Source organism: Kribbella sp. NPDC026596, from assembly GCF_040638415.1.
Taxonomy (GTDB): Bacteria; Actinomycetota; Actinomycetes; order Propionibacteriales; family Kribbellaceae; genus Kribbella.
The window spans coordinates 14,513-37,065 of record NZ_JBEZYF010000010.1; the positions used below are offsets into that span (position 1 = coordinate 14,513).

General features: G+C 67.6%; 22 protein-coding genes. 4 read left to right on the forward strand and 18 right to left on the reverse strand.

Going from position 1 to position 22,553, the window contains the following annotated elements; translation table 11 throughout:
• Nucleotides 1-4 precede the first annotated feature (4 nt).
• Genes AB0E63_RS10480 through AB0E63_RS10500 form a run of 5 tightly spaced genes read right to left on the reverse strand, consistent with a single transcriptional unit; the run spans nt 5 to nt 5,804 of the window.
• Nucleotides 5-1,306 (reverse strand): PLP-dependent aminotransferase family protein, encoded by a 1,302-nt coding sequence (locus AB0E63_RS10480; RefSeq protein WP_360363975.1) that lies wholly within the window; start codon nt 1,304-1,306, stop codon nt 5-7.
• Entirely contained in the window at nt 1,288-2,364 is a 1,077-nt protein-coding gene (locus tag AB0E63_RS10485) for an alpha-hydroxy acid oxidase (protein ID WP_360363977.1), read from the reverse strand. The genes AB0E63_RS10480 and AB0E63_RS10485 overlap by 19 nt, the downstream gene beginning before the upstream one ends.
• A gap of 14 nt (nt 2,365-2,378) precedes the next feature.
• Nucleotides 2,379-3,305, reverse strand: coding sequence for an alpha/beta hydrolase (locus tag AB0E63_RS10490; RefSeq protein WP_360363979.1), 927 nt, complete (start codon nt 3,303-3,305; stop codon nt 2,379-2,381).
• Nucleotides 3,306-3,309: 4 nt separating this feature from the next.
• Nucleotides 3,310-4,524 (reverse strand): cytochrome P450, encoded by a 1,215-nt coding sequence (locus tag AB0E63_RS10495; RefSeq protein ID WP_360363981.1) that lies wholly within the window; start codon nt 4,522-4,524, stop codon nt 3,310-3,312.
• Nucleotides 4,524-5,804: an SGNH/GDSL hydrolase family protein gene (locus tag AB0E63_RS10500; RefSeq protein WP_360363983.1), complete on the reverse strand. Its 1,281-nt coding sequence runs from the start codon at nt 5,802-5,804 to the stop codon at nt 4,524-4,526. The genes AB0E63_RS10495 and AB0E63_RS10500 overlap by 1 nt, the downstream gene beginning before the upstream one ends.
• Nucleotides 5,805-6,100: 296 nt before the next feature.
• Between AB0E63_RS10500 and AB0E63_RS10505 the strand changes: the two genes are divergently transcribed.
• From AB0E63_RS10505 to AB0E63_RS10515, 3 genes are read left to right on the forward strand one after another with little or no spacing between them, the layout of a single operon-like run.
• Complete coding sequence (locus AB0E63_RS10505; protein WP_360363985.1) at nt 6,101-7,657, forward strand: AMP-binding protein; 1,557 nt, start codon at nt 6,101-6,103, stop codon at nt 7,655-7,657.
• Nucleotides 7,654-8,871 carry an MFS transporter gene (locus AB0E63_RS10510; RefSeq protein WP_360363987.1) on the forward strand — a complete coding sequence of 406 codons (1,218 nt, stop codon included), beginning with the start codon at nt 7,654-7,656 and terminating at the stop codon, nt 8,869-8,871. The genes AB0E63_RS10505 and AB0E63_RS10510 overlap by 4 nt, the downstream gene beginning before the upstream one ends.
• Complete coding sequence (locus tag AB0E63_RS10515) at nt 8,868-9,554, forward strand: SGNH/GDSL hydrolase family protein (RefSeq protein ID WP_360363989.1); 687 nt, start codon at nt 8,868-8,870, stop codon at nt 9,552-9,554. Before AB0E63_RS10510 ends, AB0E63_RS10515 begins: the two co-directional genes overlap by 4 nt.
• A 38-nt stretch (nt 9,555-9,592) precedes the next feature.
• Here AB0E63_RS10515 and AB0E63_RS10520 read toward each other — a convergent pair whose 3' ends face one another.
• The 12 genes from AB0E63_RS10520 to AB0E63_RS10575 are packed head-to-tail and all read right to left on the reverse strand — an operon-like array spanning nt 9,593 to nt 20,423.
• Nucleotides 9,593-10,921, reverse strand: coding sequence for a hypothetical protein (locus AB0E63_RS10520; protein WP_360363991.1), 1,329 nt, complete (start codon nt 10,919-10,921; stop codon nt 9,593-9,595).
• Complete coding sequence (locus AB0E63_RS10525; protein WP_360363993.1) at nt 10,918-11,892, reverse strand: transketolase C-terminal domain-containing protein; 975 nt, start codon at nt 11,890-11,892, stop codon at nt 10,918-10,920. Before AB0E63_RS10525 ends, AB0E63_RS10520 begins: the two co-directional genes overlap by 4 nt.
• Complete coding sequence (locus AB0E63_RS10530; protein WP_360363995.1) at nt 11,892-12,842, reverse strand: thiamine pyrophosphate-dependent dehydrogenase E1 component subunit alpha; 951 nt, start codon at nt 12,840-12,842, stop codon at nt 11,892-11,894. The genes AB0E63_RS10525 and AB0E63_RS10530 overlap by 1 nt, the downstream gene beginning before the upstream one ends.
• Before the next feature lie 2 nt (nt 12,843-12,844).
• Nucleotides 12,845-13,630 (reverse strand): DUF3050 domain-containing protein, encoded by a 786-nt coding sequence (locus AB0E63_RS10535; RefSeq protein WP_360363997.1) that lies wholly within the window; start codon nt 13,628-13,630, stop codon nt 12,845-12,847.
• Nucleotides 13,631-13,641: 11 nt separating this feature from the next.
• A complete protein-coding gene (locus AB0E63_RS10540) occupies nt 13,642-14,574 on the reverse strand; it encodes a phytanoyl-CoA dioxygenase family protein (protein ID WP_360363999.1) in 933 nt (310 codons plus the stop codon).
• Entirely contained in the window at nt 14,571-15,638 is a 1,068-nt protein-coding gene (gene hppD / locus AB0E63_RS10545; RefSeq protein ID WP_360364001.1) for a 4-hydroxyphenylpyruvate dioxygenase, read from the reverse strand. The genes AB0E63_RS10540 and hppD overlap by 4 nt, the downstream gene beginning before the upstream one ends.
• Nucleotides 15,639-16,907, reverse strand: coding sequence for a beta-ketoacyl-[acyl-carrier-protein] synthase family protein (locus AB0E63_RS10550; protein WP_360364003.1), 1,269 nt, complete (start codon nt 16,905-16,907; stop codon nt 15,639-15,641).
• Nucleotides 16,904-18,481: a class I adenylate-forming enzyme family protein gene (locus tag AB0E63_RS10555; protein ID WP_360364005.1), complete on the reverse strand. Its 1,578-nt coding sequence runs from the start codon at nt 18,479-18,481 to the stop codon at nt 16,904-16,906. The genes AB0E63_RS10550 and AB0E63_RS10555 overlap by 4 nt, the downstream gene beginning before the upstream one ends.
• On the reverse strand, nt 18,478-18,951 hold the full coding sequence (locus AB0E63_RS10560; RefSeq protein WP_360364007.1) for a hypothetical protein: 474 nt from the start codon (nt 18,949-18,951) through the stop codon (nt 18,478-18,480). Before AB0E63_RS10560 ends, AB0E63_RS10555 begins: the two co-directional genes overlap by 4 nt.
• Nucleotides 18,948-19,946 carry a beta-ketoacyl synthase N-terminal-like domain-containing protein gene (locus AB0E63_RS10565; protein ID WP_360364009.1) on the reverse strand — a complete coding sequence of 333 codons (999 nt, stop codon included), beginning with the start codon at nt 19,944-19,946 and terminating at the stop codon, nt 18,948-18,950. Before AB0E63_RS10565 ends, AB0E63_RS10560 begins: the two co-directional genes overlap by 4 nt.
• Complete coding sequence (locus AB0E63_RS10570; RefSeq protein WP_360364011.1) at nt 19,939-20,169, reverse strand: acyl carrier protein; 231 nt, start codon at nt 20,167-20,169, stop codon at nt 19,939-19,941. Before AB0E63_RS10570 ends, AB0E63_RS10565 begins: the two co-directional genes overlap by 8 nt.
• Nucleotides 20,169-20,423, reverse strand: coding sequence for an acyl carrier protein (locus AB0E63_RS10575; RefSeq protein WP_360364013.1), 255 nt, complete (start codon nt 20,421-20,423; stop codon nt 20,169-20,171). The genes AB0E63_RS10570 and AB0E63_RS10575 overlap by 1 nt, the downstream gene beginning before the upstream one ends.
• Before the next feature lie 17 nt (nt 20,424-20,440).
• On the opposite strand from AB0E63_RS10575, the gene AB0E63_RS10580 reads away from it, so the two are divergent.
• On the forward strand, nt 20,441-21,070 hold the full coding sequence (locus tag AB0E63_RS10580) for a 4'-phosphopantetheinyl transferase superfamily protein (protein ID WP_360364015.1): 630 nt from the start codon (nt 20,441-20,443) through the stop codon (nt 21,068-21,070).
• Here the strand turns inward: AB0E63_RS10580 and AB0E63_RS10585 are convergent.
• On the reverse strand, nt 21,001-22,401 hold the full coding sequence (locus tag AB0E63_RS10585) for an AMP-binding protein (RefSeq protein WP_360364017.1): 1,401 nt from the start codon (nt 22,399-22,401) through the stop codon (nt 21,001-21,003). The genes AB0E63_RS10580 and AB0E63_RS10585 overlap by 70 nt on opposite strands.
• Nucleotides 22,402-22,553 lie beyond the last annotated feature (152 nt).

The following is a 22,553-nucleotide window of genomic DNA, read 5'->3' on the forward strand; positions in this document are numbered from 1 at the left end:
CCAGTTACGGCAACTGGTCGGCAATGAGGGCGGCCAGCCGGTTCAGGGCCGCGTCGATCTGGGGCGGGGTGACCGCGCTGCAGGACAGCCGGAGGGCGTGGATCGGGGTGTCGCCCTCATAGAAGTGGCTCATCGGGGTCCACAGCACCCCATATTCCTGGGCCGACTTCTCCAGGAGTACGTCGTCGACCGGGAACGGCACGGTGACCACCACGAAGAACCCGCCGGACGGGACCGTCCAGGTGATCTGGCCACCGGGACTGTGCTTGCCTGAAGGGAAGTGGGCGGCCAGGCCGTCGGTGATCGCTTTCAGGTTGGCGGCGTACACGTCCCGTTCGCGCCGGTTTGCCGCGACCAGGCTGTAGTCGTGGGCGATCAGCTTGCCGCCGACCACCGCCTGCGCGACCGGCGAGGTGTTGACGGTGAGCATGCTCTTGAGCTTCGACAGTTCGTCGGCGAGGAGTCCGGTCGCTCCGTCGGGTGCCGCAACGGTTTGGTCCGCGACGACGTACCCGACCCTGGCACCCGGCAGCCCGGTCTTGGCGAACGAGCCGAGGTAGACGACGCGACGGTCGGTGTCGAGCGCCTTCAGGGTCGGCAGCCGGTCGACGCCCTCGGCCGGGAACAGCCCGTACGGGTTGTCTTCGATCAGCAGGAGGTCCTGCTGAGCGGCGGTCTCCAGCAGCCGTCGCCGGAGGTCCACGTCCAGACTGAGGCCGGTCGGGTTCGCGAAGTCCGGCACCAGGTAGCACGCCCGCGGCCGCATGCCGTCCGCCCTGGCTGCCTTGACCACCGCGACGAGGTCGTCGAGGTCGACCCCCTCGGCACCGCCGGCCACCGGCAGGACCGGCAGCTCGACCAATCGGGCCGCGCCGGTGATACCGACGTACGACGGCGAGATCGCGAGCAGCACGTCGTCCGCGGTGGCCCGCAGGGCGCGGAGGGTGAGGACCATCGCCTCCTGGCAGCCCACCGTGACGACGATCGCTTCGGGGTCGACGTGGATGTCCTCGTCGACCGCGAGATTCCGGGCGACCAGGTCGTGGATGATCCCCTTGGTCCTTCCGTACTGGAAGATCGCCCGTCGTACCGCTGGTTCGTCGTACCCCTCGGATCGCAGGTGATCGGCGTACAGGTCGAGGTAGCGGTGCAGATCCTCGAGCGCGAAGAACTCCTCGGTCGGGCGGCCGGCGGCGAGCGAGATCGCGTCCGGGTAGTGGTGCGATACCTCGTTGAGGAAGTTCATCGAGGTGAGCGCCCGATCCGTCAGCGAACCGTGCAACTCGGTCAGCTCGAGGTCTGCCATGTCGTCCTCCCCGTGGTCAGCCGCGCAAGCGCGGCCAGGTCCTCACATCCCGTCAGCAGCATCGCGTCACGCAGCTCTTGCCTCAGCAGCGTCAGCGCGTCGTCCACAGCCTCCACAGCCAATGCCCACAGCAACGGTCGCCCGACGAGTACGGCGGACGCCCCCAGAGCAATCGCCTTGGCGATATCGGTGCCGCTGCGGATCCCGCTGTCCAGAAGCACCGCACAGTCGTTGCCAACCGCCTCGACAACAGGGCCGAGAGCATCGATCGAAGCCGGGGCACCGTCGAACTGGCGCCCGCCATGATTCGACACCACGACCCCGTCCGCACCCGCGTCGACGGCTCTGCGCGCATCGCGGGGGTCGAGAATCCCCTTCACCACCAGGGGAAGTTCACTTGACCTTCGGAGCCACTCCAGGTCCGACCAGGAAACGGCGGGATCGAACGCCGACGCCGTGTGGGCCGCGACCGCGGACAACCCGGGCACGGCAGTATGTGCCTCTGTCACCATGTCGACAATGTTGGCCGCGACCACTTCCGGAGGCAGCGCGAAGGAGTTGCGAACGTCACGTAGCCGGCGACCCATCACAGGAACATCGACGGTCACCATCAACGCGGTGCACCCGGCGTCGGCCGCGCGATCCACGAGTGCCGCGACCAGGCCGCGATCCCGCAACCAGTACAGCTGGAACCACGAGGGCGCCGTGGCGGCGATCTTCTCCAGTGGGTAGCTGCTCAGAGTGCCGATGACATAAGGGATTCCGGCAGCCGCGGCCGCGCTCGCGAGGAGGAGTTCGCCGTCGGGGTGCAAGAGACGCTGATAGGCCATCGGGGCCACCGCGACGGGCATGGCGAACTGACTGCCGAGGAGTGTGCACGCGGTGTCGGGGTCGTCGACACCCGCGAGCACGCGAGGCGTGAGAGTGATCGCATCGAGGGCTGCGCGGTTGTGGCGCAACGTGGTCTCGGAGCCGCTGCCGCCGGCCACAAAATCCCGGACTTCGGTAGGGAGGACGGCAGCGGCCAGGGATTCGTAGTCGGCGAGCGTGTCAGCCATCACGCCATCGCGTCTCAGGCATCGCGGAAGATCTCCGCGAGCCACGCGGACGCTTCGGCCATCGCCTTCTTGCCGCCGTCGAGGATCCCGGACATGGCGAAGAAGCCGTGCACCATGCCGTCGTACCGGCTGAGGGTCGTCGGCACGTCGGCGGCGTGCAGCTTCTCGGCGTAGAACTCGCCCTCGTCGCGGAGCGGGTCGAACTCCGCGGTGATCACCAACGCCGGCGGGAGATCCGCGTGCGACTCGGCCAACAACGGTGACGCCAGCGGATTGAGTCCGTCGGAGGGCTCGTCAAGGTAGTGGTTCCAGTACCAGTTGACCGAGGTCTTGTTGAACAGGTAGGGGTCGTCACCCTTCCGCATCGAGATGGTGTCCGAGCCGTACCGGGTGTTCGGGTACACGAGCAGCTGACCGGCGAGCGCCGGACCGTTGCTACGAGCAAGCAACGTCGTCGCTGCCGCCAGGTTCCCACCGGCGCTGTCGCCGCCTACCACCAACCGGGCCGCATCGACCTGCAGCTTGTCCGCGTTCGCCGCGATCCACTGCGCGGCGTCGTGACAGTCGTGCACGGCCGCCGGGAACGGGTGCTCGGGCGCCAGCCGATAGCCGACCGCGATCACCTGGCAGGGAACGGCGTTGGCCAGCTTGCGGCTGATGCCGTCCGCGGTCTCGATGCTGCCCAGCGTCCAGCCACCGCCGAAGAAGTAGATCAGCGTCGGCATCGGCCCGGTCAGGTCAGGCCGGTAAACCCGCAGCGGTACGCCGCCGTCGGTCGTGAGGTCCTCGACGTGGTGAACGGGTTCGACCTCACCCCCCGCGGCCTTGATCGATGCGAGGTCGGCGGCTCTGGCCTCGGCCAGCGTCTGGGTATAGAGCTGCGGTACCTGGCTCGCCTCGCGCTCGGCGCGCATCGCCTCGACCTGCGGGTCCAACGGCATCGACTCACCTCAATCGGATCGGCATGGACTGGTGCCCACGCAGCAGCAAGCTGTGACTGCGCACTGGCTCCCCCACAAGCCGCAGATCCGGGAACCTCCGGAACAGCTGACCGAAAGCGGCCCGGCCTTCCATCCGGGCGAGCGCAGCGCCGACACAGTAGAACGGACCGGCGCCGAAGGACAGATGTTGGAGATCATCACGTCCCGGATCGAACGTGTCGGCATCTGCATGCTTCGCCGGATCACGGTTCGCCGCGCCCGGCAGGATGAGGACCAGACTGCCGGCGCTGATCGACTCACCGGCCAGCTCGAGATCGACCGATGCCTTCCGGCTGATCAGCTGGACCGAGCTCTGGTGCCGGAGGATCTCCTCGACGTAGTCCGCGGCCAGCCCGGGATCGTCGATCAGCGCGTCGACCAGCGGCGGATCGGCCATCAGCAGTTCGAGGCCGTTGGTGAGCAGGTTCATCGTGGTCACGAAGCTGGCGTTGACCAGCACGAGCAGGTTGTCGATCAGCTCCTGTTCGTCGATGCCCGACGTACCGGAATCCATTGCGTGTACGAGCGACCCGACCAGGTCGTCCCGCGGACGGATCCGCCGCTCAGCGATCATCCTGGCGTAGTAGTCGTTGAGCTCCTCGGCTGCCTGGTTGGCCGCCACGAGCTTGCCCGGCGCCTTGCCGCCGAGGTCGAGGTACTCGTCGATCCGCTGGGTCCGATCCCGGAACCAGCCGAGGTCGGACCGCGGGATGCCCAGGAACGTACCGATCACCGTGATCGGCAACCGGTACGCGAAGTCGACGAAGTCGATCACCTGACCATCCACACCGGTCTTGCCGAGATCGTCCAGCAGCTCGGCAGCCAAGGCCTCCACGACCGGTTCGAACCCGGTCAGCCGGCGTGGCGTCAGGACCGCCTGGAACACCTTGCGCATCCGCAGATGATCCGGCTCGTTGCGGAACATCATCGACCCACCGAGCCGGCGCAGCACCGGCTCCTTCGGGTTCGGATCCGCCGACAGCAACCGGTGGAACCGCGTGTCCTTCAGGGCCTCCTGGGCGGCGTCGTACCCGTTCACGACGACGGCGTACGGCGAACTCCCGGGAGCGAGCCGGCAGACCGGGCCGATCCGATGCAGCTCGGCGAAGAGCGGCATCGGATCGCGGCGACCGTCCTCGGATCCCAGCGCGGCAAGGATCTCGTTGGCGGTACGCACCATCAGCGCACCAGGTTGAGCGGCACCGAAGCGGCCATCGCCTGGTAACCGGTGTCGTTGGGGTGGATGTGGTCACCGGAGTCGAGCTCGGCCCGAAGCTTGCTCGGCGCGGCCGGGTCGCGCAGGACCTTGTCGAAGTCGAGCACGCCGTCGAACTCGTGGCTCGACCGCAGGTAGCTGTTCACCGCCTGCCGCGTGGCCTCCTTGGCCGGCGTCCAACTGTCAGTGCCGCCGAGTCCCTCGAACGGCGTGATCGTGGTGACCAGGCTGCGGATTCCACGCTCCTTCGCCTGGGCGTTGACCTGGCGAAGCGCACCGATGATCTCGGTCGCCGAGTCGTCGGACATCCAGATGTCGTTGATGCCGAGCTGCGTGATGACCGTCCGTACGCCGGTCTGCGCGAACACGTCTTCGTTCAGCCGGGCCAGCGCATTCACGCCGACCTCGTTGAAGCCGGGGAACGCGCCGTTATCGGATGGCTCAGTGCCCTCGTGGTTGAGCCGGCTGCCGGCCAGGCCGGCGTTCAGCACACTCGGGAACGACTTGTGCCCGGCGGCGGCCAGCCGCTCGGCGAGCTGGTCGGGCCAGCGGTTGTTCCCGTTCGGCGTGCTGTTGGTGCCGTCGGTGATCGAGTCGCCGAGGACGACGATCGAGCCGTCCGACTTCTCGGTCTGCACATCCACGCCGGACAGGAAGAAGAAGCAGCAGCGCCGGGTCAGCGTGTATGCCGCGCCGCCGGGCTGGGTAACCAGGTTCGTCGGGCCGACGAAGTTGTCCTGAATGGACGAGCCGTGGAAGGTCGTCGGTCCGGTGTTCTCCGGGAAGTACAGGCTGACGACGAGGTCGTCGAGACTGCCGAGCTTCAGGTTCACCGGGTCGCTCAGCAGCTCGCTGCCCTTGACCATCGACGCCGTACCCGAGCCGTTGAACGTCAACGTCCGCAGGGTGTTCGGGTCGATGTCGGACAGCTCCGGCGTCGACTTGTTGGGTTTGGCAACAGTCGCTGCGCCGACCGTGACGGTCTTCTCGCCGTAGATGTTCGACAGCCGGATCCGGATCCGGTCACCGCCGACGGTCGGCCGGACCACCAATCGCACGCTCTGGTCGGTCAGGCCGAGATTCGTCGAGCCAGTGGCGTTGCCATGAGTGACCGCGGTCGCCCAGGTCCCCACCCACTCGTCGTCGTGCTGACCTTGGCCGTAGCTCGCCCCGGCGAGGCCGGAGCCGGCCAGGGCCAGTGCGGCGGTCACCGCGACCGCGCGCCAACTACTGGAAACGTGCATGGACGGACCTCCTGGCGGAATCGGATGGCGGACGGAACGTAATACGCCGCGAGGAATCCGGTCAATGCACAACAATTGCCTTTTCGAAATTCACCGGACAACGGTTAGCGGGAGGTATCCGCACCCGTTTCGCAGGGGTATTCCTTCACCCGGGCAAGGGTGTGATCAGTCGACTCCGGAGCGCGACGGTCCGGCGGTTTCCAGGCTCTGGCCAGCGATCGTCGCATCCAGTAGAGTCGCGCTGACGGCTGGGGGTGGCCGGTGTCGAGGGCTGTTGCCCTATTCCAGGAGACGAAATGCCGCCTGAATTCGTCCTGCCCAATTACGTTTTGCGGGTATTCACACTCTTCGAGCAGTTCTCCGACCGGCTCGCGCTGGTCCGTGGCGAGCGAAAATCGACGTACGGCGAACTGATCGCCGACGTACTGCGGATAGCCGCCGGGCTGCGCGACGCGGGCATCCGCCCGGGCGGCAAGGTGCTGATCATGGCGGCCAACTGCTTCGACGCCCCGGCACTGCAACTCGCCCTGCATCTGCACGGCTGCCGCGCGCTGTGGAGCGCGCCGATCACGTCCCGCCGGGAGATCGACCAGTTTGCCTCGCTGGCCGACGCGGATGCGTTCGTCTACGACCAGACGACTGAGCTTGGCCGCGAGCTCGCCCAGTCGCTCGCGCCGATGACCGTCCGGACGATGGCGGAGCTCTTCACCGACGGATCGCCGTACGAGATCTCTGCGACGCCTGTGCCAGACTCGGTGCTGCAGACGAGTGGGACGACCGGCGACCCGAAGCTGGTCCATCACACGCAGGCGTTCTACGAGCAGATCCTCGAGCTGGCCGGCGCCTTCGTGGCCAACGGGTTCCCGCTGCTGCGGCACTACTCGAGCTCGCCGCTATGGCTGGCGAGTGGCCAGATCACGAGCTTCTTCAACCTGTTCACCGGTGGCGTTCTGTTCCTGACCGACACCTGGTCCCCGGAGGAGTTCTACCGGGTCGTCTCGACCGAACGGATCACGTCGACATACGTGACACCGCCGATGCTCTACGAGCTCCTCGACCACCCCAGCGGTGAGGACGTCGACTGCAGCAGCCTGTTCATGCTGAACGTCGGCGCCGGGCCGGCGACCCCCGCGCGGCTGCGGCAGGGGATCGCGCGCTTCGGCCCGGTGCTGCGGATCGTGTACGGCCTGAGCGAGGCGGTCGTCGTCACCGCACAACCCGGCTTGACCGAGGACTCTGCTCATCCAGAGCGACTGGCGTCCGCGGGGACGGCGTACGGCGATGTGCGGCTGGAGATCCGCGACGACGACGGGAAGGTGCTCGAGCCGGGGCAGACCGGCGAGGTTTGGGTGCAGAGCAACCTCACGTTTGCCGGGTACCTGGGGAAGCCCGAGCTCACCGCCGAGACCCTGGTCGACGGCTGGCTCCGGACCAGGGATCTCGGTTACCTGGACGCCGACGGATACCTGTTCCTCGTCGATCGGGTGCACGACATGATCGTCACGACCCGCCGCAACTGGGCAATCTTCTGCCGGCCGATCGAGGACGTCCTCGCCAGTCACCCCGCAGTACGAACCGCCGCAGTCATCGGCGTACCCGACCCTGTAGTAGGCGAAGCCGTCCACGCCTTCGTCGTCACCCGCTCCCCCGTCCCCGAAGCCGACCTCCAACAACTGGTCACCAACACGTTGAACGAGATGTGGACGCCGGCGGCGATCGACTTCGTACCCGAGCTGCCACTGACCCGCATCGCCAAGGTAGACAAGGTTGCCCTCCGCAACCTCTACCGAGAACTCCACCCGGACCAGACAGGGCACGACGACGCGGCCTCCCGTGCTGGGGAGGCGCGGTGACGGCACGGCGGGGGCTGGTGATTCTGTTTGTCGCGGACGTGTTGTCCGCTGTGGGCAGCCGGATCTCGATGGTGGCGATTCCGTGGTTGGTGCTGGTCACCACGGGGAGCGCGGCGCGGATGGGGCTCGTCGCGGCGGTCGAGATGGTGCCATACATCGTGGCCAGCATCATGGCCGGACCCTTGATCGACAGCCTCGGGCCGCGGCGAACGTCAGTACTCGCCAACCTGACCAGCGCGGTCGCGGTAGCGGCGATCGCGGCAACCACCAGCCTCGGCTTCGGCGCACTCCTCGCCCTCGTCGCCCTCGCGGGTGCGCTGCGCGGCGCCGCCGACCGCTCCAAGGATCTGCTCGTCCGCCCGATGGCAGAGGCCGCCGAAGTCGAACTCATCCGGATCACCTCACTCCACGAGGCCTTCGCCCGAGGAGCGACCCTCCTCGGCGCCCCACTAGCAGGCCTCCTGATCTACTGGACCGACGCAGCGTCGGTGCTCTGGATCGACGCGGTGACCTTCGTGATCTGCGGCCTGCTGGTCTCAGCGTTCGTCCACCCCCCACAGGTCCCGATCGACGCGATCCGAGGCAAATACTTCCGTTCGCTAGCCGAGGGATTCTCCTTCGTCCGCCGCGACGAACTACTCGCGACGATGCTCATCACCACGTTCACCATCAACATCTTCGCCAGCGCGAGTACGGCGGTCTTCATCCCCGTCTGGGTCGCCGACGAGCTCGGATCACCCGCCGGCCTCGGCCTGACCCTCGGCGCGTTCTCCGCCGGCGCCCTCCTCGGAAGCATCGCCTTCGCCGTACTCGCCACCAAGGTCCCCCGCTACCTGACCTTCGCTATCGGCGCCTTCGTCGGCGGCAGCCCGCGACTACTCGTCCTGGGTCTGAGCGATCACCTGGCCCTGGTGATGGTGGTGACGTTCCTGTCCGGCATCGGCATCGCCGCGATCAACCCCGTCTTCGGCGCGGCACTCTACGAACACGTCCCGAAGCACCTCCAGGCCCGAGTGATCGGCCTGGTCGCGGCGACGTCGTTCGCCGGTCTCCCGCTCGGCGCACTGCTGGCCGGTGAACTGGTCAGTGTCTTCGGGCTGACTCCAGCTCTGATCGCATCCGGTATCGCATGCCTGCTGGTCAGCAGCTACCCGCTGATCCGACGCGGACCCGGCAAGGTTCTCGACACCCGCGCACCGGTGGAGGCCAGATGAACGAGGCCACGGATCCCTACTGCCTCCGTCCCGGCGAGAGCCACGAACTGCTCGCCGATCACCTCTGGCGGCGGTTCGTCGTACTAGGCGACAGCGTCGCGGAGGGCCTCTGCGAACCGGTCGACGGATACAGCGACCTGCAGTGGGCGGATCGCATTGCGTCCGAGCTGTGCGCCGTACGTCCTGACCTCGAGTACCTCAATCTCGGCGTCAGCGGACTGCGTACGCGCGAGATCCTGTCCACCCAACTCGAGCCCGCGCTGGTCTTCGGTCCCGATCTCGCGCTGGTCGTCGGCGGCGGCAACGACGCCTTCCCCGCCACGTACGACGCCGACCGCGTCGATCGCGAACTCACGCTGATGATCACCACCCTGCAGGACTCCGGCGCCGACGTGATGACACTCGGCATGTTCGACATCTCCTACAGCCCGGCCGTCGCCGACTGGCTCAGACCGGGCCTCCGGCAACGAATGCGCACCCTCTCCAACCGAACGGCCGCCCTCGCCGACAAGCTCAACACGATCCACATCCCCCTCACCGACCACCCCCTCTCCACCGACCCCACCCTCTACAGCACCGACGGCCGCCACGGCAACGCCCGCAGCGACGCCATCGCGACCGCCGAAACCCTCCGCGTCCTAGGCCGCCGGCTGAAAGCTCCCCACCAGAAATCACCCAGCTGACCTCGGCCCAGCGCCGCGGGCCGAAGATCTGATACGCGCTACGGGAGCAGTAGCAGACCGCTTGTCAGCGCGCCTTGACCCACGTTGACTACTGGACCGGCGCCGGGGACGGTGAAGCGGAGGTAGGCACCGGCGGGGGTGCCGGCAAAGAGGTACGGCGCGATGCAGAAAGGTACTGCGGCTTCCTGGGTCTCGCCGGTGGTGATCTCGACGAACTGCATGGTCAGGTGGTCGACAGCGACGTACGACTGGAGGATGTAGCCGCCTTCGGCGATCGCCGCGTCGAGTGCGGCTGCCCAGGTGTGCGGCGGGACTTCGGGGCCGACGACGACGCCGACACCGCCGTAGGAGCCGGACGGCTTCAGTACAAGCAGGTTCTGGTTGGCGATCGCACGGTTGCGGCGGTCCCCGGACAGCACTTCGGTGCGGGGAACGTGCCGGCGGATGGTCTCGGCCTCCTCAGGTGGCAGCGAAGGCAAGTCATCCCAGAGCCACGCGAAGATCGCCTTGCTGGCCAGCAGCCAACTGGCCGTCTGCGTGAACATTCGCACCGCACCCGTCTGGACGGCAGTGTGCAACGCCTGCAGGCCATCGCTAGCGGTTGTGCCTTGCGGGACGAACATCCGCAGTACGGCGTCGATCGGCCCATCGTCGACGCATAACCGGCCGGCATCGTCCAGGGTCAGCCACTCGACCGGATAGACACGCATATCGAGCCCAAGCTCACGACCGCGCTCGCTGAACGGTTCGAGCAGCTTGATCATCGCCAGCCCGTCCTGTGACCCCGGATAGGTCCCGCCGGTGGTGAAGACCATCGCCAGCCGGTCCTCCCCGCTCAGTTGCAACGCAGTACGCACCGCCTCGTACCGCGCATCGACGGCAGACGGTGGCGCCGTCAGACCGACGCGATCCAGCACCGGATCACCGGAGTACGCCAACAGGAAGCGCCGCGCGACGCCGTCGGAGTCGTGGGCGCCGCCGAGTGCACTGTCGATGTTGGCCTCGACCACGTACGGCGTCCCGCCCGCGAGCAGGATGTCCGCGCGGACGCCACCGAGCAACTCGTCGGTCAACGGCAGGTCCTCGTCGAGCAGGTCGATGGCACCGACCGGCATACCGAGCGCGCGCCGCAACTCCCCCGCGGTCGTTGCCCGGCGCAAGCACGCGGCCAGGATCAGCCGAGCGACGGTCGCCGAGATGTCGGTCAGCAACTCGTACGTGGCGACCGACATGATCGGCGGCCGGAGTGGGCGCCACTGCTTGTTGTGGGTGGCAACACCGTCGTACACCTGCTGCCATGACTCGGTCCCGCGGGCGAGGAGCGCCGTACGTGTTGCCTTGGGCAACTGGTGCCACAGGTCGGTCATCGTTCCTCCAGTACGGCGTGAATCGCGGAGACGAGCTGGTCGCGACTGGGCTGGACGGCTCGGTCCAGGGCGAGGGCGAAGGGAAGGACCGCGCCGTCGGGCCTCGTCACTCTGCGAGGCGGCGCATCCAAAGAGAAGCGTTCGGCGGCGACCGCGAGGACTTCCGCGGCGAACCCGCTGGTCCGGTTGGAGTCGTCGATCACCACCAGCCGACGGGTCTTGGCAACCGAGGCGGCCAAGCCGCGGACGTCGAGCGGATAGACCGTCCGCGGATCGAAGACCTCGACCGAGATGCCGCGGCCGGCCAACTCGTCGGCGGCCACCAGCGCGTCCTGGACCAGGTGGCCGAGGGCAACGACCGTGACGTCGCTACCGGCTCGCGCGACTCGGCCGACTCCGAGCGGTACTGGCGCCAGAGTGCTGAAGTCGATGTCGTCGCGGACGCCGAGCGCACCCGACGGCGCGAACACGACGACCGGATCGTCGTCGCGGATCGCCGACCTCAGCAGTCCGTAGGCATCGGAGGGAGTAGCGGGTACGACAGTCTTCACGCCGACGTGGGCGAACAGGCTGTAGGGGTGGTCGGAGTGCTGGCCGGCCCAGCCGGTCCGCGAGCCCGACCCGGGTACGACGTACGTGACCGGGACCTTGCTTTGGCCGCCGGTCATCAGCGAGAACTTGTGGGCCTGGTTGGCGATCTGCTCGAAGACCAGGAACAGCAACGAGGGGATCTGGAACTCGATCACCGGACGCATCCCGGCCAGCGCGGCACCGGTCGCGAAGTTGGTGAACGCCTGCTCCGACAGCGGAGTGTCGAGCACGCGGTCCGGGCCGAACCGGGCGAACAGGCCCGCGGTCAGATTGGACGCGGCGACCCGGATGTCCTCACCTAGGAGGAACACAGCTGGATCATCGGCCAGCGCATCACCCAGCGCGCGGTTGAGTGCCTTCAAATACGAGAGTTTCGGCATCAGCGCAGCACCTCCGGCGAGGCGTACAAGTACTTGAGCGCCTCGGCCGGATCCGGGTGAGCGCTGCCCAACGCGATCCCGGCCGCGGTGTCGAGCAGAGCCTCGATCTCCGCGTCAACGGCAGCACGGTCGAGAGCGGTCAGTCGCGCGCCCTGGATCTGCACGGGATCCCGCGACCGTCCGGTGGACAGCTCATCCGCCGAGCGGTAGTCGAGCCGAGCGCGATGCTCGAAGGTGTGGTGCGCGTCGAAGCGATAGGTGATGCACTCCAGGAACGTCGGCCCCTTGCCGGACCGGGCTCGCGCGACCGCCGACGAGGTTGCCGCCAGCACCTTTTCCGGATCCTGGCCGTCGACCGTGAAGGCTGGGATACCGAAAGCCCGGGCACGGCCGGTGATACTGCCGGCGACCGCGGACGCGACCGGCATCGTGGTCGCATAACCGTTGTTCTCGCAGACGAAGATCACCGGCACCCGCCAGAGTGCGGCCAGGTTGAAGGCCTCCAGCAACATCCCCTCGTTCATTGCTCCGTCGCCGAAGAACGTGACGGCGACCGAGTCACGACCACGCTGCCGCAAGGCCCACGCAGCTCCGGTCGCGATCGAACCCGCCGCGCCGACGATCGCGTTCGCGCCGAGGATGCCGAGGTCGAAATCGGCCGCGTGCATGGACCCGCCGCGACCCTTGTTCAGCCCGCTCTCGCGGCCCATCAGCTCGGCGAACAACCTGGCAGGGTTCACCCCGCGGGCGAGTACGTGCCCGTGTCCGCGGTGCGTGCTGGTGATCACGTCGGCGTCTGTCAGCGCGGCACAGACTCCGGTGGCGATCGCCTCCTGACCGACGTACGGGTGAATCCCTCCGACGATCTCCCCGGACCGCACGAACTCGATCGCCCGTTCCTCGAACCGTCGGATCAGCCGCACGGTCCGGTAGAGATCGGCACTCGTCATGGTCAGCCCTTGACCTCGGCCAGGATGGCGTCCCAGAGCCGGGCGCGGGCGGCGAGAGCGGTGTTGATGGTGTCCGCACACGCCTGCCACTTCGCGTCATCGTCGCCGCAGAGGTCGGTGACCATCTGCATCGCCATCGGGGTGTGCTGCTCGCCATCGACCTCGATGTGCCGCTCCAGGTAGTCGACGAAGGTGTTGAGCTTGTTCGACCGCTCGTTCACCGCGACCACCTGGGTGAACATGTCCGGGATCAGGTCCTCCCGGCCGAACGCGAACGCGGCCGCCTGACAGTGCACCGGCGCGTTCTCGATGATGTCCCAGGTCGTCCCGGCGAAGTCGATCGACGCCTGCGGTACGCCGGCCTCCCGCATCGACTCCACCACTGGCGCACTGCCCCGGAGCAGGTCGATCAGCTGCGAGATGGCACTCGTGTCGGCGCCGGCCTCGTCCATCCCGTTGACGTACAGCTCGAAGTGGCTGATGAACCCGTCACCGAGCTCGTCGCTCTCCTCGACCATCACGATGTCGTTGATCAGCCGGCGGCTCCCCGTGTGCGCGGTGGGGATCCACGGCACGGTCACACAGGTGAGCTCGCGCTGCAGCGACTTCAGCAGCGACATGAAGTCCCAGACCGCGAACACGTGGTGCTCCATGAAGGTGACCAGCGCCTCGTGCGTGTCCAGGCTGGCGTAGAGCGGGTGCTGGACGACCTTGTCGCGGGCCTCGCTGACGGCCTTCTCCAGCTGCTCGATGCCGGGGTGGGTCTGACCCCAGTCGTAACGTGACATGTCCTGATCTCCTAGCGATCGGCCCAGAGGGTCGGGCAGTAGTCGGGGTCGGCGTAATCGGGGTGGCCGGCGGACGTCCGGCGTACCAGGACGTCGTGGTTGTACGCCGCCAAGGTGCCGTCGGACAGCGGGAACTCGCGGTAGCGGTTGTCCCCGTCCTGCAGGTGCAGCGAGATCGCCCGGCGCGGACGGTCGCTGACGTTGGCACCGCTGCCGTGGTACGTGCGGCAGTGGTGAAAGTTCATGTGACCGCGCGGGATAGTGACCGGGATCCTGGTCACCTCGGCGTCGTTGTACGCCGCGTTCTCGGCCAGCATCTGGTCGAGCTGCGACCGATCCCGCTCGGCGAAATGCCGTACGACGGTGTCGTCGGAGCCGATCTCCTGCCAGCGGTGACTGCCGTCGACCATCGTGATCGTGCCCATGTCCGGCGGGCAGTCGTGGAACGGGATGAACGCGGTGAGCATCCGGTCCGACGCCGACGACGACCAGTAGTGCTTGTCGAAGTGCCAGGGCACGATGTTCGACGGTTCGCCGGAGATCGGCGGCTTGTAGATCAACGTGGACTGGAAGATCCGGATCTCGTCGGCCTGCGCGAGCCGGGCCGCGACCGCGCCGATCAAGGGCTTCCGGAGGATCTTCGCCAGGCCGTCGTGTTCGTAGTGCACGTAGTCGTTGTGCCGCTGTACGTCGCCCTTGGACGGGTCCCAGTACGCGAGCTTCGGCGGTGCCGTCGGCAACGTTCGGTCGCGTTCGCCGGCGTAGTATCGCTCGCTGGCGTTGACCAGCTCTTCGGTCTCGTCATCAGTGAGGAGCTTCTTGGACAGGTACCAACCGTGCTGGTTGTAGAAGGCAACGTCCTCGTCGCTCGGCAGGAGCTGGATCTCCTCTTCCGACAGCTTGAAGGTCCTGTGCCTTCTGATGACCTCGCTTCGCTCTGTCATGAGGCTCCCGCCAGCTCGCGTTCCTTCGCCTCGTAGAGGGCCTTGATGTTGCCGCTGCCGAACGTCATCGCGCCGCGCCGCTCGATGATCTCCAGGAACAACGTCCGCCGGACGTGCATCGACTCGGTGAAGATCTGCAGCAGCTGTCCCCAGTGGTCCCGGTCGACCAGGATGCCGAGCTTCTCCAGGTCCTCGATCGGCGTCTCGACCTCACCGACCCGGCCGGTCAGCGCTCGGTAGTACGTGGACGGCGTACCGAGGAAGTTCACGCCGCGGCTCGCCAGCGTGCTGACCGCCTCGACGATGTTGCTGGTGCGCAAAGCGATGTGCTGTACGCCGGCGCCCGCGTGCCAACTGAGGAAGTCGTTGATCTGGCCGGGCCGGCGGTTCGGGTCCGGCTCGATCAGGGTGAACGTGACGTGCTTCGACGGGCTCTGCACGACCTTCGAGTCCATCCCCTGGCCCGCGACCTCGATGTACTCCTCGAAGATCCGGGCGAAACCGAACACGTCCTCGTAGAACTTCGCGATCGGCTCGAGCTCACCGGACGGGACGCAGATCGCCAGGTGGTCGATCTCGCTGAACAGCTTCTCGTCCGGTCCGGCGCTGGGCACGCTGATGTGCATCCGGCCAGGCAGGAACTCGTGCCGCGGTCCGTGCCGTTCGACCAACCGGTGGATCACGTCCCCGAACCCGGCCACCTCGGCGATGACCACCGTCGTCTCATCGACATGGTAGGTCTGCGGACCGGCCATCGGTTGGGCGCCTCGGGCAACCAGTTCGTCGTACGCCGCAGTCGTGTCGTCGACCTCGAGTCCGACGATCGCGACCCCATCACCGTGGCGCTGCACATACTCGGCGGCCGGATGGCCGGCGGCGAGGCCGGACGTCAGCACGATCTGTACGGCGTCCTCGCGCAGCAGCAGCGATCGCTGGTCCGGCAGGCCGGTCTCCGGACCACCTTGACCGTGTATCTGCAGGCCGAAGGCGTGTCCCAGGTAGAACGCCGCCTGCCGAGCGTCGCCCACGTACAGTTCGACGTGGTCGATCCCGAAGATCTCCATTTAGCCTTTCTCCTCACTGTTGATCTGTCGCCGTCCCGGCGTCGTGGCGGTGCCGAGGAGCAGGCTGACGTTCTGGCCGCCGAACCCGAACGAGTTCGACAGCGCGTACTCGAGCCGGACTTCACGTGGTTCCTTGCGGACGTGATCCAGCGGGCAGGCCGGATCCGGATCGTCCAGGTGGTACGTCGGTGGCACCAGTCCGGTCGTGATCGCACCCGCGGCGGCCGCGGCCTCGACGACACCGGAGGTGCCGAGCATGTGACCGGTCAGTGCTTTGGTCGAGCTGACCGCCGGATGGTGATCGCCGAACGCTCGTCCGATCGCGACCGACTCGGCGACGTCGCCGAGCTTGGTGCTGGTGCCGTGGGCGTTGACGTAGCCGACTTGTTCCGGGCGGATTCCACCGCTCGCCAGCGCTCGCCGCATGCACTCGGCGGCGCCGGTGCCGTCGGGTCTCGGGGCCGTTGGGTGATGGGCGTCCGAGTTGACCCCGTAGCCGGCGACGTCCGCGTATCCTCTGGCTCCTCGCGCTGACGCGTGCGCGGTGCTCTCCAGGACGAGGAGCGCGGCGCCTTCACTCAGTACGAAGCCGTTGCGGCGCAGGTCGAACGGACGGCTCGCCTCCGCGGGGTCCTCCCAGCCGCGGGCCAGGGCTCGCGCATTGGCGAACGTCTCGGCGAACGTCGGGAACAGAGGTGCCTCACTCGCGCCGCACAGCACGACATCGGCCTCACCCGATCGGATCAGCCGGGCCGCGTCGGCGATCGCCTGAGCTCCGGAGGCGCACGCCGTACCGACTGCCGAGGTGTAGCCGCGGAGGCCGAACCGGATCGCGACACGGGCCGCCGGCATGTTGGGCAGGATGCCGGTCAGCAGGTACGGGCTGACGGCGGCGCGGCCGCGTTCGGCGCGGGCGAGCACCTGCTGCTCGAGGGTCGCCATGCCACCGACACCGCCGATGATCACCCCGATGCGGTCGGGGTCGACGTTCTCCCCAACCCGCAGTCCCGCATCCGCCAGTGCATCCTCGGCAGCCAGCTGAGCGAGGATCACGGTGCGGTCCATCACCTTGCCGTCGGGACCACTCGCGATCTTGCCCGCGTCGAACGGCGGCAGTACGCCGGCGAGCTCGATGGAGCCGGCGATCGGGTGATCGGCAGGCGGTTTCACGATGCCGGATCGCCCATGCAGCAAGGCGCCGTACACCTCGCCGATCCCACGCCCGACCGGGGTGATCAGCCCCATTCCGGTGATCGTCACGGCGTTCATGAGCGAGCCTCGCGAAGGGCGACCTTGCGGACCTTGCCGGTCACGGTGACCGGTACGTCCGCTTCCCCGACCACGGTGACCTTGCGGATGATCGCGGCGACCTCCTCGCCGACGGCCTCCTTCACCTTGGCCGTGCGGTCCACGTCCGCCGCGTCGGGTGAGAGCTCGAGCAGTACGTCGGCGACGTACTTACCGTTGTCGGGCACGATGATCACCGTGCAGTCCGCGATCTCGGGGAGGGCGGCGAGGATGCGTTCCTCGGACATCGATGTGAAGAGCTGCGGGCCTTCGAAGCCGGCGACCGCGTCCGGGACCCGGTCGAGGTGGAAGTAGTGGCCGGTGCCGTCGCGGTAGACCAGGTCGCCGGTAAGGAACCAGCCGTTCAGGCGGAAGCGGTACGTGTTGACCGAGTCGTTCCAGTAGCCGGGTGACACCGACGGCGAGCGGAAGCCGAGCAGGCCGACCTTGCCGGGCGGGAGTTCGTCTCCCGCCGAGCTGAGGACCGCGGCCTCGGCGAACTCGTACGGCTTGCCGATGCAGCGCCCGTAGTGGTCACTGTCGATCGTGTGCGTGACGTGGAACCCGTTGTGTCCCATCTCGCTGGAGCCGAGGCCGTCGACGAAGTGACTGCCCTTGACCGTACGACGCCCCTCGCGCGTGACCGTCTCCCGGGTGCCGACGGCAACGAGTTTGCGAATGTGCGGCTCGTGCGCGCAATCCCCGGTGTTGAACCACAGCCGGACCGAATCGAGGTCATGCTTGCTCAGGTCCGCGCGGGCCAGACCTGCCCACGTGACCGCGAATCCGTAGACGGCGCGGGGTTTCCACCTCTCGATGTGATGCAGGACGGTCGGCGCGTCCTGGCTGGAGAGCAGCAGCATCTCGGCGCGGTTGCCGAGGACCTGGTTGACCATCAGGATCGTCGCGGTGTGCGGGATCGGGAGGGCGTTGAGAATCCTGTCCGTGCCTTGGGCTTGCGGCATGGTGAGGAGGTGCTTGAGGGCGGCGTACAAGGTGGTGTGCGTGTGCAGAACAGCCTTGGGTACGCCGGTTGTGCCGCTGGTGTGGGTGATCACGATGGGATCGTCGCGGTGGTGGCGGTAGTGCTCTGGCGCCTTCGCGGGATCGCCGGTGCCGAGGTCCCTCGGTTCGGCGAGGACGTCGGTCCGCAGGAGCGGTCGGTGGGTGGCGTCGGCGAGGACCGCTGTGACACGCAGGCGCTTGATGTACTCGTCCGCGATGCCGGGTGCCATCTTGCCGTTGAGCAAGGCGGGGATCGCGCCGATCCGGGTGAGGGCGAGGAAGCTGAGGACGATGTCCTGCGCCTCGGTGGCCCAGATCGCGACCACGTCGCGTCGGCCGATGCCGTGCTCGGCGAGCCACGCCGTACGGGCTTGGACGCGGCCATCCAGTTCGCCGAGCGTCAGCGGGTGCTCGGCGGGGTGGTGGTCGACGGGTGTGTCGAAGGTCAGGCCGGGGCCGTCCGGGTCGGCGCCGAGGGCGATCACCCGGGCGAGGACGTTGCCGGCGCCGATTGCCGGGTCTTGGGCCAACTGGGCTCTCAAGCTCTTCATGTCGGGTCTCCCCCACTCACGATCACGGCGGACGCCTGGTCGGCACCCACCTGCACGATCAGCACCTGGTCGGCGTCCCCGTCGCCGATCAGCAACGCGGCCTCGTCGAGCCCGCCGTCCGTCACACACACCACCGGGCCACGCAGGTCCCACTTGGCCGCGATCCACCCGGCCACGCTGTTGGGCACCGACTGAAAGAAGAACAGCGGCCCGATCCGCTTGCCCTCAGCAACCAATTGCTCGACATGCCGAGCGCTGACCCGGTCGCCGCCACTGACCAGCACGACGCCGGTCCGCTGTAACCTGGTCGGCAGCTGACCAAGACATCGATTCGCCACCACCACGGCCATCGGGTTGAAGGCCGACAACATAAACCCCGGCACTCCCGGCGGCTCGCCGTCATCCCCCGCCTCCGGCCACCACGCCTCGGCCAGCACCACCAACTCATGAACTTCCAGCAGCCCGGTCATCCCGCCCGCACCACCAACGCGGTGTTGGCTCCGCCGAACGCCGAGTTCACCGATATCCCGTACGGCGAACCCGCCGGCCGCGGCACCTCCAGAATCAGATCCACCCCACACGCGGGATCCACGTCCAGATAGCCGGCGTTCACCGGCAACTTCCCCTCCCGCAAGGCCTGCACCAGCACCACAAACTCCACCAACCCAGAAGCCTCCAAAGCGTGCCCATGCAGGCTCTTCGTGGAACTCACAGCCGGCCTGAAGACCTGGTTGAGGGCGGCGGCTTCGGCGGCGTCGCTGAAGACGGTGCCGGTGGCGTTGGCATTGAGGTAGCCGACCTCTTCGGGGGCGACGTTGGCTTTGGTCAGGGCCGCTTGGATTGCGGCGGCCAAGCCTCGGCCGTCCGGGGCTGGTTGGCACGGGTGGTACGCGTCGCCTGCTCGGGCCCAGCCCACCAGCTCGGCCAGACCTTCGCCTGCTTCGAGGACCACCGCGGCGACCCCGTCACCAAGAAGCGTTCCTTGACGGTGAAGGCTGAAAGGGCGGACGGCTCCGTCGGTGGACAGGGCTCGGCCGGCGTCGAAGAGGGCGTGTTGGTGGGGTTCGACCAGGTAGGCCGCGGCTACGACGATGCGGTCGGCTCGGCCCGTGCGGATCAGGGTTGCCGCGTCGGCGAGCGCCGTACTGGCTGACACGCAGGCGCTCGTGTACACGCGGCGTTGGCCGAAGTCGCGGGCCGGGGCCGTGTGAAGTGCGAGCAGGAGCGGCGTCGTACGACGATCGACGCCGGCCTGCGCGCACGCGGTGGCGATCGCCAGGTCCAGTTCTTCTTCCAACGTGCCGGTTTCGGCGGCCGTCGCGGCGTGGTGCACGCGGCGCGCGCTGGTGTCGAAGCGGGTGATCTCGGTGAAGGCCGGCGTACTCGCTAGCTGTGCCTCCGGGCCGCGGCCGAGCGCGGTCAGGATCGAAAGGCCGGTGACGGCGACCGGTCTGGGGTCAGACATGGCTGGTCAGCACCTCGGCGATCACGCTGACGGCGTCGTCGACGGTAGTCATGCGCGTCAGCTGGTCGTCGTCGAGCTCGACGCCGTACCGCTGCTCGACCTGGTGGACCAGCCAGGCCAGTTCCATCGAATCGAGCCGCTCGGCGCCGGGTGGTCGCTCGCCGAGGCCGGTCAGCCAGCTGAGGATCTCGGCCCGCCCGGGCGGGGGTGGGGTCGAGTTCATCAGACCTGCTGGGCTGCCCGGCCGGCCACCTCGGTGGTGAACTCGCCGACCGTCATCAGCGCGAGCTGCTCGGACTCGTCGTCGGAGAACCGCACCCCGAACCGGTCCTCGACCCGCACCGACAGATCCGCGAGCGCGAGCGACTCCAGGTCCACGCCGGCCGGGCCGAGCGTGGTGTCGTCGTCGATGCCTTCGGTGTCGTAGTTCATGTCCTGCAGTTGCGCGATCACGAAAGCGCGTACGTCGTCCTTCATCGGGATACCTTCTTTCCGTGGGAGATTCCGTGCATGTCTGGATGGCGCCCGCCGGCGCCGAGCCACGAACCGCGGCCCACAACCTGCTGCTGCTTCTTGCCGGCACGCTCATCCCCGCACCGGCCCTGCACCACGACGCCGACGGGCGTCCGCACATCCCCGGGATCGCGGTGAGCATCAGCCATACCCATCACCTGATCGCCGTCGCAGCGTCGTACGACGGTCCTCTTGGCGTGGACGTGGAGGAGGTGCACCCGCGTGAGGTCCGCGGCCTGGCAGACCGCTGGTTCGACCCAGCCGAGCTGGAGTGGATGGCTGCCCAACCGGACGAACTGACCGCCTTCCTCCATCTCTGGACCGCAAAGGAAGCAGTCGGCAAAGCGCTCGGCCAAGGCCTCAGAAACTCCGGCCTCCGCCGGGCGATGCCGCTTCCCAGCTCCCCCGCCGAAAGCCAGGCGCTCCGCGCCGCCTTGGTCCCCGACCACGCCGGGCTCGCGGTGCTGCATGTGCCTGTCGAGCTTGGCGTGGTGGCGGTGGCGTTGTCCCCGGGAGTCGGGGAGGTTGTTTTGAGCCTGCATCACGAGGCTGCTTTGCGGAGGGTGGGGAGGTCTCGGACGAGTTTCCCGGTGGTGGTTCGGGGCAACTGAGCCAGGAGGTGCAGGGTTCGGGGGCGTTTGTAGGGGGCGAGGAGTTGGGCCAGGTCGATTTCGAGTTCGGAGGTCGTGCGGGGCGTGTTGAGCTGCAGGTAGGCGGTGATCGCGCCGTCGAAGACGACGACCGCGGAGTCCACGCCGCGCAGGGACGCCAGCGTGGCTTCGACCTCGGTGAGGTCGACCTTGAGCCCGCCGATGGAGACCTGCGAATCGAGCCGGCCCTTGATGCTGACCAGTCCGGTGTCCGGGTCGACGACGCCGGCATCGCGGGTGTGCAGCCACCCGGCGGACCAGCGGGTCGGGTCGGACAGCCCCAGGTACGGCGATTCCGGGCGCCCGATCTGCAGTTCGCCGTCGACCTCGCGGACCTCGATCCCGGGTGCGGGACGGATCGCCGGCCGGTGTTCGCCGTACAGGTCCGTCCCGATGACCCCGACCTCGGTCATCCCGTACATGTTCCCGAGCGGTACGCCGTACTTCGCTTCGAAGGACTGCCACACCGCGGCCGACACCAACTCACCGCCGGTCGTCATCCGCTTGAACTGCGGTAACCGCGGCGGATCCTGTACGGACGCGAGCAGCCCGATGTGGAACGGCACCCCGAGCACCGTCGCCGGAGTCGTGGCTGACCCGATCGCCTGGACGATCGCATCCCCCGTCAGCCGGGCCGGCGGAACCAGCTCGACGCCCGCGTGCAGTCCGTAGAGCAGACCTCCGACCAATCCGAGCACATGCACCATCGACGGCAGCAGGATCAACCGCTCACCCCGCTGCGGTACGCCGTCGATCTGCGTGTACCGCAGTACCTCCTCGACCAGATCCTCCGCGGTCCGGCCGATCACCTTCGACGGGCCAGTCGATCCGGAACTCAGCTGTACGACGGCATGCGACGTACCGGCCGGATGACCGGAGTAGCTGGCCAGGTCGGTCTCGACCTCGACGAACGTCCGCAGCCCGGCCGGCACCGGGCGCGCGGGTGACACGACCACCTGCGGAACCAGCCGCTCGATCGCCCGGCGGACCTCGTAGTCGGTCAGCCGGTGATCCAGCAGGATCGCCTGCCCGCCGCTGCGCCAGATCGCCAGCAAATGCGTCACAAAAGCCATCGACGGCGGCAGTCGCAAGGCCACCGCACCACCTGGCCTAAAACCGGACTGCGCCAGATCGGATTGGCGATCCCGGACCAATCGACGTAATTTCTCTCGCTCGACCGGTTCAGGCAATCGAAAGCAAATGTCCGCGGCCGGGCCGGCCAGCAGGACATCGTCGACCCACTCAGCTCCCTGGGTGGTTCCGGGCACCACAACGGCACCGTCCATGGTCATCCGAGCTCCAAAGTTCGTTGCACACAAAGGATTCGAAGACCAGAACCTCCACCAAGGCCTGGCGATGACGCGACGATACGACACGATCACACAAACGCGCTACGAACCAGCAGTAATGACTCCATTACCCCCAGCAATCACCCTGCGACCAG

Coding starts and splice junctions, on each gene's coding strand:
- AB0E63_RS10535 (WP_360363997.1), bottom strand. CDS start 13,630: ATGTCACGTTACGACTGGGGTCAGACCCACCCCGGCATCGAGCAGCTG.
- AB0E63_RS10520 (WP_360363991.1), bottom strand. CDS start 10,921: ATGACCGACCTGTGGCACCAGTTGCCCAAGGCAACACGTACGGCGCTC.
- AB0E63_RS10495 (WP_360363981.1), bottom strand. CDS start 4,524: ATGGTGCGTACCGCCAACGAGATCCTTGCCGCGCTGGGATCCGAGGAC.
- AB0E63_RS10560 (WP_360364007.1), bottom strand. CDS start 18,951: ATGACCGGGCTGCTGGAAGTTCATGAGTTGGTGGTGCTGGCCGAGGCG.
- AB0E63_RS10515 (WP_360363989.1), top strand. CDS start 8,868: ATGAACGAGGCCACGGATCCCTACTGCCTCCGTCCCGGCGAGAGCCAC.
- AB0E63_RS10500 (WP_360363983.1), bottom strand. CDS start 5,804: ATGCACGTTTCCAGTAGTTGGCGCGCGGTCGCGGTGACCGCCGCACTG.
- AB0E63_RS10570 (WP_360364011.1), bottom strand. CDS start 20,169: ATGAACTCGACCCCACCCCCGCCCGGGCGGGCCGAGATCCTCAGCTGG.
- AB0E63_RS10490 (WP_360363979.1), bottom strand. CDS start 3,305: ATGCCGTTGGACCCGCAGGTCGAGGCGATGCGCGCCGAGCGCGAGGCG.
- AB0E63_RS10530 (WP_360363995.1), bottom strand. CDS start 12,842: ATGACGAGTGCCGATCTCTACCGGACCGTGCGGCTGATCCGACGGTTC.
- AB0E63_RS10565 (WP_360364009.1), bottom strand. CDS start 19,946: ATGTCTGACCCCAGACCGGTCGCCGTCACCGGCCTTTCGATCCTGACC.
- AB0E63_RS10585 (WP_360364017.1), bottom strand. CDS start 22,401: ATGACCATGGACGGTGCCGTTGTGGTGCCCGGAACCACCCAGGGAGCT.
- AB0E63_RS10575 (WP_360364013.1), bottom strand. CDS start 20,423: ATGAAGGACGACGTACGCGCTTTCGTGATCGCGCAACTGCAGGACATG.
- AB0E63_RS10505 (WP_360363985.1), top strand. CDS start 6,101: ATGCCGCCTGAATTCGTCCTGCCCAATTACGTTTTGCGGGTATTCACA.
- AB0E63_RS10485 (WP_360363977.1), bottom strand. CDS start 2,364: ATGGCTGACACGCTCGCCGACTACGAATCCCTGGCCGCTGCCGTCCTC.
- AB0E63_RS10540 (WP_360363999.1), bottom strand. CDS start 14,574: ATGACAGAGCGAAGCGAGGTCATCAGAAGGCACAGGACCTTCAAGCTG.
- AB0E63_RS10525 (WP_360363993.1), bottom strand. CDS start 11,892: ATGCCGAAACTCTCGTATTTGAAGGCACTCAACCGCGCGCTGGGTGAT.
- hppD (WP_360364001.1), bottom strand. CDS start 15,638: ATGGAGATCTTCGGGATCGACCACGTCGAACTGTACGTGGGCGACGCT.
- AB0E63_RS10480 (WP_360363975.1), bottom strand. CDS start 1,306: ATGGCAGACCTCGAGCTGACCGAGTTGCACGGTTCGCTGACGGATCGG.
- AB0E63_RS10550 (WP_360364003.1), bottom strand. CDS start 16,907: ATGAACGCCGTGACGATCACCGGAATGGGGCTGATCACCCCGGTCGGG.
- AB0E63_RS10555 (WP_360364005.1), bottom strand. CDS start 18,481: ATGAAGAGCTTGAGAGCCCAGTTGGCCCAAGACCCGGCAATCGGCGCC.